The 6,091-nt window shown below is 64.2% G+C and carries 7 protein-coding genes; 5 read left to right on the top strand and 2 right to left on the bottom strand.

Annotation, left to right across the window (positions count from 1 at the left end; translation table 11 throughout):
* Positions 1-79 precede the first annotated feature (79 nt).
* Both GWG65_RS33825 and GWG65_RS33820 read right to left on the bottom strand, forming a co-directional pair.
* Positions 80-340 (bottom strand): hypothetical protein, encoded by a 261-nt coding sequence (locus GWG65_RS33825; protein WP_187435821.1) that lies wholly within the window; start codon positions 338-340, stop codon positions 80-82.
* Between the two features lie 139 nt (positions 341-479).
* On the bottom strand, positions 480-1,286 hold the full coding sequence (locus GWG65_RS33820) for a creatininase family protein (RefSeq protein ID WP_275199819.1): 807 nt from the start codon (positions 1,284-1,286) through the stop codon (positions 480-482).
* A gap of 164 nt (positions 1,287-1,450) precedes the next feature.
* Between GWG65_RS33820 and GWG65_RS33815 the strand changes: the two genes are divergently transcribed.
* From GWG65_RS33815 to GWG65_RS33795, 5 genes are all read left to right on the top strand, one after another.
* Positions 1,451-2,473, top strand: coding sequence for an ABC transporter substrate-binding protein (locus GWG65_RS33815; RefSeq protein ID WP_275199818.1), 1,023 nt, complete (start codon positions 1,451-1,453; stop codon positions 2,471-2,473).
* A 203-nt stretch (positions 2,474-2,676) separates the two neighbouring features.
* Complete coding sequence (locus GWG65_RS33810; RefSeq protein WP_275199817.1) at positions 2,677-3,492, top strand: ABC transporter ATP-binding protein; 816 nt, start codon at positions 2,677-2,679, stop codon at positions 3,490-3,492.
* The gene (locus GWG65_RS33805; protein WP_275199816.1) at positions 3,489-4,307 is read left to right on the top strand and encodes an ABC transporter permease; all 819 of its coding nucleotides are present in this window, start codon (positions 3,489-3,491) and stop codon (positions 4,305-4,307) included. The genes GWG65_RS33810 and GWG65_RS33805 overlap by 4 nt, the downstream gene beginning before the upstream one ends.
* A complete protein-coding gene (locus tag GWG65_RS33800; RefSeq protein ID WP_275199815.1) occupies positions 4,307-5,296 on the top strand; it encodes a 2-hydroxyacid dehydrogenase in 990 nt (329 codons plus the stop codon). The genes GWG65_RS33805 and GWG65_RS33800 overlap by 1 nt, the downstream gene beginning before the upstream one ends.
* Positions 5,296-6,003, top strand: a complete 708-nt coding sequence (locus GWG65_RS33795; RefSeq protein WP_275199814.1) for a protease inhibitor Inh/omp19 family protein — start codon at positions 5,296-5,298, stop codon at positions 6,001-6,003. The genes GWG65_RS33800 and GWG65_RS33795 overlap by 1 nt, the downstream gene beginning before the upstream one ends.
* Positions 6,004-6,091: the final 88 nt, after the last annotated feature.

Genomic DNA, 6,091 nt, shown 5'->3' with positions numbered 1-6,091 from the left:
GTCGGGGGCACGACACGGGGTGGATGAGGCGCCCGTGTCGGACGCAGGATCCACGTGAGATCGGCCTCAGGTACTCAAATCAGTAGCAGCTACGAACGCGGCCAATGTACTGGCCGAAGGCGTTGTACTGGGCGACCCAGCCGCAGCGGTGATAGCCGTAATAGGGATCGTTGCTGGCGGCGATCGCGGTGCCGACGATGGCGGCGGTGGCGATGCCGGCGCCCACACCCCAGCCCAAGCCGAGCGGCTTGGCTTCGGCCTGCGAGGTGGTGGCCACGACACTGCCGGTCAGCGTGAGCGCGGCGAGAGCAACGGCGGCAATCTTGGTCTTGATCGACATTTGAAACTCCATCCGGGTTGAGGCGGTCCGTTGTGGTCCGCGTGCCCAGTTGGACGGAGGCTCCCCGCATCCGGTTCGAATGCGCTCCAGGTAGCTCCGGAGTCCGGTGCTTTCCTGAGCGATTCCAGAAGGATGCGAGTTAGCCGAGGGGGCCCTTGGCGAGCCTGTTCACGTCGAAGTTATCGACCTCGGCAAGCAGCTCGCAGAATGCGCGGGCGCCCTGATCGACCAGCCGCTCGCCCTTCTCGGGCAGAGCCAGCGTCGCATTGCCGACCGCGCCGCTCGGGTTGAGATCCTGCGCCTGCCACGCGAACGGCGCGGGCCGCTGCGTCGACAGCCAGCGATACTGCTTCTCCATCGCGACGCTGCTCGCGGAAAAATCCGCGATCGCATCCATGCGCACCTGATCGGGATGGCGCGCCAGCATGATCGAAGTCTCGACCGCGCCGCCATGGATGCCGTGACGTACTTCCTCGGCCGGGAACAATTGGTCCGCGCCCGACAGGCGCGACCACGATGTGGTCACGACGAACAGCTTGTGATGTGCACGCAGATCCTGCGCGACCAGCATCATTGCCGCGCTGTTGCCGCCATGGCTGGTGATGATGACGAGCTTTTTCACGCCGCGCCGCGCGATGTCCTCGCCGATGCCGGTCCATTTCTTCAGCGCCACGTCAGTCGCTAGCGTCTGCGTGCCGGGATAGTCGATATGCTCGGTGGAAATCCCGACCGGTTCAACGGAAAGGAAAACGGCTGGAACAGTTTCGGGCAGAAGCTCGCGCACGCGCGCGAGATAGGCGTCGGCGATCAGCACGTCGGTCTCGAGCGGCAGATGCGGGCCATGCTGCTCGGTCGCGGCCAGCGGCAGCACCGCGATCCAACGCGACACATCCGTAATGTCGGCGTCGGCCCAGCGGATCTCGGCCCAGTCGCGGGACGGCGTCATCAAGTTTTCCTTGGAGGTTTCTTTGCCCGAATTTGTCACGTAGTTTGGCTACCCGAGGGGATGGGCCTGGCCGGCTGCGTCCCCGAACTTTCTTGCGGTTTTATCGCGTTGCTTTCACATGGGCTACAAGCGATTGGGCCAGAAGCGATCGACGGAGTGCAATCATGAGCCCCTCTCATCTGCGGCGAGCGTTAACGGCGGGCCTGATGGCCGCCTTCGTCTGGAGCGTCCCGGCGCGCGCCGAGACCCTGGACAAGGTCATGTTCGGCACCAACTGGGTCGCCGAGGCCGAGCATGGCGGCTTCTTCCAGGCGGTCGCCGACGGCACCTACAAGCGCTACGGGCTCGACGTCACCATCGTCCCCGGCGGGCCGAACGAGAACAACCGGATGCTGCTGATCGCCGGCAAGATCGATTTCTTCATGGCCGCGAACACGCTGATGTCGTTTGATGCGGTCGCCAACAACGTCCCGGTCGTGACGATCGCCGCGATCTTCCAGAAGGATCCGCAGGTGATACTGACGCAGCCGGATGCGAAGGTCAGCAAGATCGAGGACCTCAAGCCGCTGACGCTGTTCGTCTCCAAGGAGGGCATGACCAGCTATTTCCAGTGGCTGAAGTCCGAATACGGGTTCAGCGAGAAGAACGTACGGCCCTACAATTTCAATCCGCAGCCCTTCATCGCCAATCCCAAGAGCGCGATGCAGGGCTATGTGACGTCCGAGCCTTTCGCGGTCGAGAAGGCCGCCGGCTTCAAGCCGAACGTGCTGCTGCTCGCCGATTACGGCTTCAACACCTATTCGACCCTGATCGAGACCCGCCGCGAAATTGTGGAGAAGAAGCCGGATCTGGTGCAGCGTTTCGTCGATGCCTCCATGATCGGCTGGTACAACTACATCTACCGCGACAACTCCGCCGGCAATGCCATGATCAAGAAGCTCAATCCGGAAATGACCGACGATCTGTTGGCCTATTCCGTCGCCAAGATGAAGGAATACGGCATCGTGGATTCCGGCGACAGCCTGAAGAACGGCATCGGCGCGATGAGCGACGAGCGCTACACCTCGTTCTTCGACAAGATGGTGAGGGCCGGTGTCGTCAAGCGCGATCTCGATTTCCGCAAGTCCTATACGCTGCGCTTCGTCAACAAGGGCGTCGGCGTCGAGCTGCGCCCGAGCAAGCCGTAACCGATGTCGATTTGCGCCGAAGGTGTGGCCGTATCGTTCACCTCTCCCGAAGGGAGAGGTCGGATCGCATCGCTAGATGCGATCCGGGTGAGGGGCTACGCTCGCTCGTGGGACCTGAGCCCCCTCACCCGCGCCTTCGGCGCGACCTCTCCCCGATGGGGAGAGAGAGGCAGCTCGGCTCAACAACTCACATCCAGCGCTCGATGATAGAGAGCAAAATCTCGACCGGGGTCGAGGCTAGCCTGACGGCCCTCGCCGCCAGCTTGCGCGGCGTGACCAAGGCCTACGACAACGGCGTCATGGCGCTCGGGCCGCTCGATCTCGCCGTGCGCAAGGGCGAGTTCATCTCGCTGCTGGGCCCGTCCGGCTGCGGCAAGTCGACGGCGCTGCGCATCATCGCAGGGCTCACCGCGCCGTCGTCGGGCACGGTGCGGGTGTCGCGCCATGAGGGCGAGGTGCAGCCGGGTCATGGGATCGGCTTCGTGTTCCAGGAGCCGACGCTGATGCCGTGGACCAGCGCGCGCGAAAACGTGCGGCTGCCGCTGAAGCTTGCGGGCGTGCCGAAGGCCGAGGCTCGCGCGCGTGCCGACGAAGCGCTGGCCAGCGTCGGCCTCGCCGATTTCGCCGATGCCTTTCCGCGCGAACTCTCCGGCGGCATGAAGATGCGGGTGTCGCTGGCGCGTGCGCTCGTCACCGATCCCGATATCCTCCTGATGGATGAGCCGTTCGCGGCGCTCGACGAGATCACGCGCTTTCGCCTCAACAACGACCTGCTCGCGCTGTGGCGGGGCCTGGGCAAGACCATCATCTTCGTCACCCATTCGGTGTTCGAATCGGTCTACCTGTCGCAGCGCGTCGTAGTCATGACGGCGCGGCCCGGCCGCATCCAGGCGGACGTCCGGATCGAGACGGTCGAGCCGCGCGGCGAGGAATTTCGCACCTCGGTCGCTTATGCCGACTATTGCCGCAGGGTATCGGCCGCGCTGGCGCCGTCCTATTCGGGGCAGTCGGTGCTATGAGCGGGCAGCCTGTCATCGCCGCCAGGCCATCAGGGGCGCAACGTGCCGTGCGTTTCGCGCTTCCCGTCGTCGTGTTCGCGGCCGGCCTCGTCGCCTGGGAACTGGTGGTCCGCGTCAAGGAGATCCCGCCTTACGTGCTCCCGGCGCCCTCGGCCATCTTCCTGACGCTGATCAACGACTGGGCCGTGCTGTCACAATCGCTCGCGGCCACGCTCTTGACCACGCTTGAAGGTTTTGTGGCGGCCAGCGTCGGCGGCATCGCCCTGGCGCTTCTGTTCAACCAGTCGAAATGGGTGGAATATTCGCTGTTCCCCTATGCCGTCATTCTCCAGGTCACGCCCGTGATCGCGATCGCGCCGCTGCTGCTGATCTATCTGGAGCAGCAGACCGCTGTCGTCGTCTGCGCCTTCATCGTCGCCTTTTTTCCGGTGCTGTCCAACACCACGCTCGGGCTCAATTCGGTCGATCGCAATCTCGCCGGCCTGTTCCAGCTCTACGGTGCCTCGCCGCCACAGACCTTGCGATACCTGAAGCTGCCGGCGGCGCTGCCCTATATTCTCGGCGGGCTGCGGATTGCCGGCGGGCTGTCGCTGATCGGTGCGGTCGTGGCCGAGATCGCGGCAGGCACCGCCGGAGCGGGGTCCGGGCTCGCCTACCGGATCGCCGAATCCGGCTATCGATTGAACATACCCCGCATGTTCGCGGCGCTGCTGCTGTTGTCGCTGGCCGGGATTGTCATCTATGGGCTGCTGGCGCTAGTTTCGCACCTCGTTTTACGGCGCTGGCATGAGAGCGCGCTTGGAAAGGAAAACTGATGACCGCCGGTTCGATTTCGTCCGAAAAGATCGACCTTCTGATTTATGGGCCGGTGCGGCCGATCCTCGACAACGGTTTTTCCGATCATTTCGTCGTGCACAAGGCGGAGACGCGAGGCGATCTCGAGCGGCTGACACCGGCGATCCGCGAAAAAATCCGCGGCATGGCGGTGACCTATCACACGGTGCGCGCCGACAAGAATTCGCTGTCGCAACTGCCGAAGCTCGAGATCGTCGCGAGCTTTGGCGTCGGCTACGACCACGTCGATGCCAAATATGCCAGCGAGCATGACGTCATCGTCACCAATACGCCCGACGTGCTGACCGAGGAGGTCGCCGACGTCGCGATGGGTCTTCTGCTGGCGACCTTGCGCGAATTCATCAAGGCCGACCGTTACGTGCGCTCCGGCCTCTGGCAGACGCAGAACTATCCGCTCAGCGTCGGCTCGTTGCGCGACCGTAAGGTCGGCATCGTCGGCATGGGACGGATCGGCCAGGCTATCGCGCGCCGGCTCGATGCGTCGCTGGTGCCGGTGGTCTATCACTCCCGCAATCCGTCCAAGGACGTCTCCTACAAGCACTATCCCGACCTGATCGAGATGGCGAAGGCGGTGGATACGCTGATGGTGATCGTGCCCGGCGGCGCCGCGACCGAAAAGATGATCAATGCCGAGGTGCTGAAGGCGCTCGGCCCGCGCGGCGTGCTGGTCAACGTGGCGCGCGGCTCCGTGGTCGACGAACCGGCGCTGGTCCAGGCGCTCAAGTCCGGTACCATCCTCGCCGCCGGCCTCGACGTGTTCGCGGCCGAGCCCAACGTGCCGGACGAGCTCAAGACCATGCAGAACGTCGTGCTGCTGCCGCATATCGGCTCGGCGTCGGTGGTGACGCGCAACGCGATGGATCAGCTCGTCGTCGACAACCTCAAGGCCTGGTTCGCCGGCAAGGCACCGTTGACGCCGGTTGCGGAAACGCCGGTGAAGGGGCGCTGATGGCCGCTCGTCGGATCTTCGCGTTGGCGATCGCGGCATGTGTTGCCGCGATCAGCCTTGCTCAGATCAGTATTGCGCAGGCGCAGGATACGACGACGCTGAAGAAGCAGATGCCAGGACAATGGGAGCTCTCGACCACCGAGCGCAGCAAGACCTGCGTCGTCACGCTCAAGGCCGACGCTGCGGGTCAGGGCTTCAAGCTGGAGCTGGAGCCGGCCTGCAAGACCGCGCTGCCTTTCACCAAGGCCATCGTTGCCTGGAGCGTCAGGGGTCTCGACATCGTTCGCTTGCAGGATGCGACCGGTGAAGCCGTGATCGACTTCACCGAGGTCGAGGCCGGCATTTTCGAAGGCCTGCGTCAGGGCGAGGGCGTCTACATCCTGCAGGACCTCGCCGCGGCCCGCTCGATGGCCAAGTCGATGGACCAGATGATCGGCGACTGGTCGATCGTGCGCGGCAACGGCCAGCCGGTCTGCGGGTTGACGCTGACCAACACCGAGGCGGGGCCGGATAATTTCCAGGTGTTCCTCAAGCCGAAATGCGACGCGACCATCGCGCAGTTCAACCCGACGCAATGGCGGCTCGAACGCGGCCAGATCATCCTGATGTCGAAAGCCGGCGAGGCCTGGCAGTTCGAGGCCGACGACAACGCGCAATGGCGGCGCATTCCCGACACCGCCGATCCCCTGATCATGCTGCGCCAGTAGCCGCCGCGCACGTGCTCGGCCTGCATTGGTTCGAGACGCCCGCTTTGGCGGGCTCCTCACCATGAGGATCTGATATCTCGCCCGCGAA

This window comes from Bradyrhizobium sp. CSA207 (assembly GCF_029051685.1).
Classification (GTDB): Bacteria; Pseudomonadota; Alphaproteobacteria; order Rhizobiales; family Xanthobacteraceae; genus Bradyrhizobium.
Note: the sequence above shows the minus strand (reverse complement) of the source record. Positions and strands in the feature narration are given on the sequence as shown.

Excerpts from the sequence above, each read along its gene's own strand:
- GWG65_RS33825 (WP_187435821.1), bottom strand. The coding sequence starts at position 340 with ATGTCGATCAAGACCAAGATTGCCGCCGTTGCTCTCGCCGCGCTCACG.
- GWG65_RS33820 (WP_275199819.1), bottom strand. The coding sequence starts at position 1,286 with ATGACGCCGTCCCGCGACTGGGCCGAGATCCGCTGGGCCGACGCCGAC.
- GWG65_RS33815 (WP_275199818.1), top strand. The coding sequence starts at position 1,451 with ATGAGCCCCTCTCATCTGCGGCGAGCGTTAACGGCGGGCCTGATGGCC.
- GWG65_RS33810 (WP_275199817.1), top strand. The coding sequence starts at position 2,677 with ATGATAGAGAGCAAAATCTCGACCGGGGTCGAGGCTAGCCTGACGGCC.
- GWG65_RS33805 (WP_275199816.1), top strand. The coding sequence starts at position 3,489 with ATGAGCGGGCAGCCTGTCATCGCCGCCAGGCCATCAGGGGCGCAACGT.
- GWG65_RS33800 (WP_275199815.1), top strand. The coding sequence starts at position 4,307 with ATGACCGCCGGTTCGATTTCGTCCGAAAAGATCGACCTTCTGATTTAT.
- GWG65_RS33795 (WP_275199814.1), top strand. The coding sequence starts at position 5,296 with ATGGCCGCTCGTCGGATCTTCGCGTTGGCGATCGCGGCATGTGTTGCC.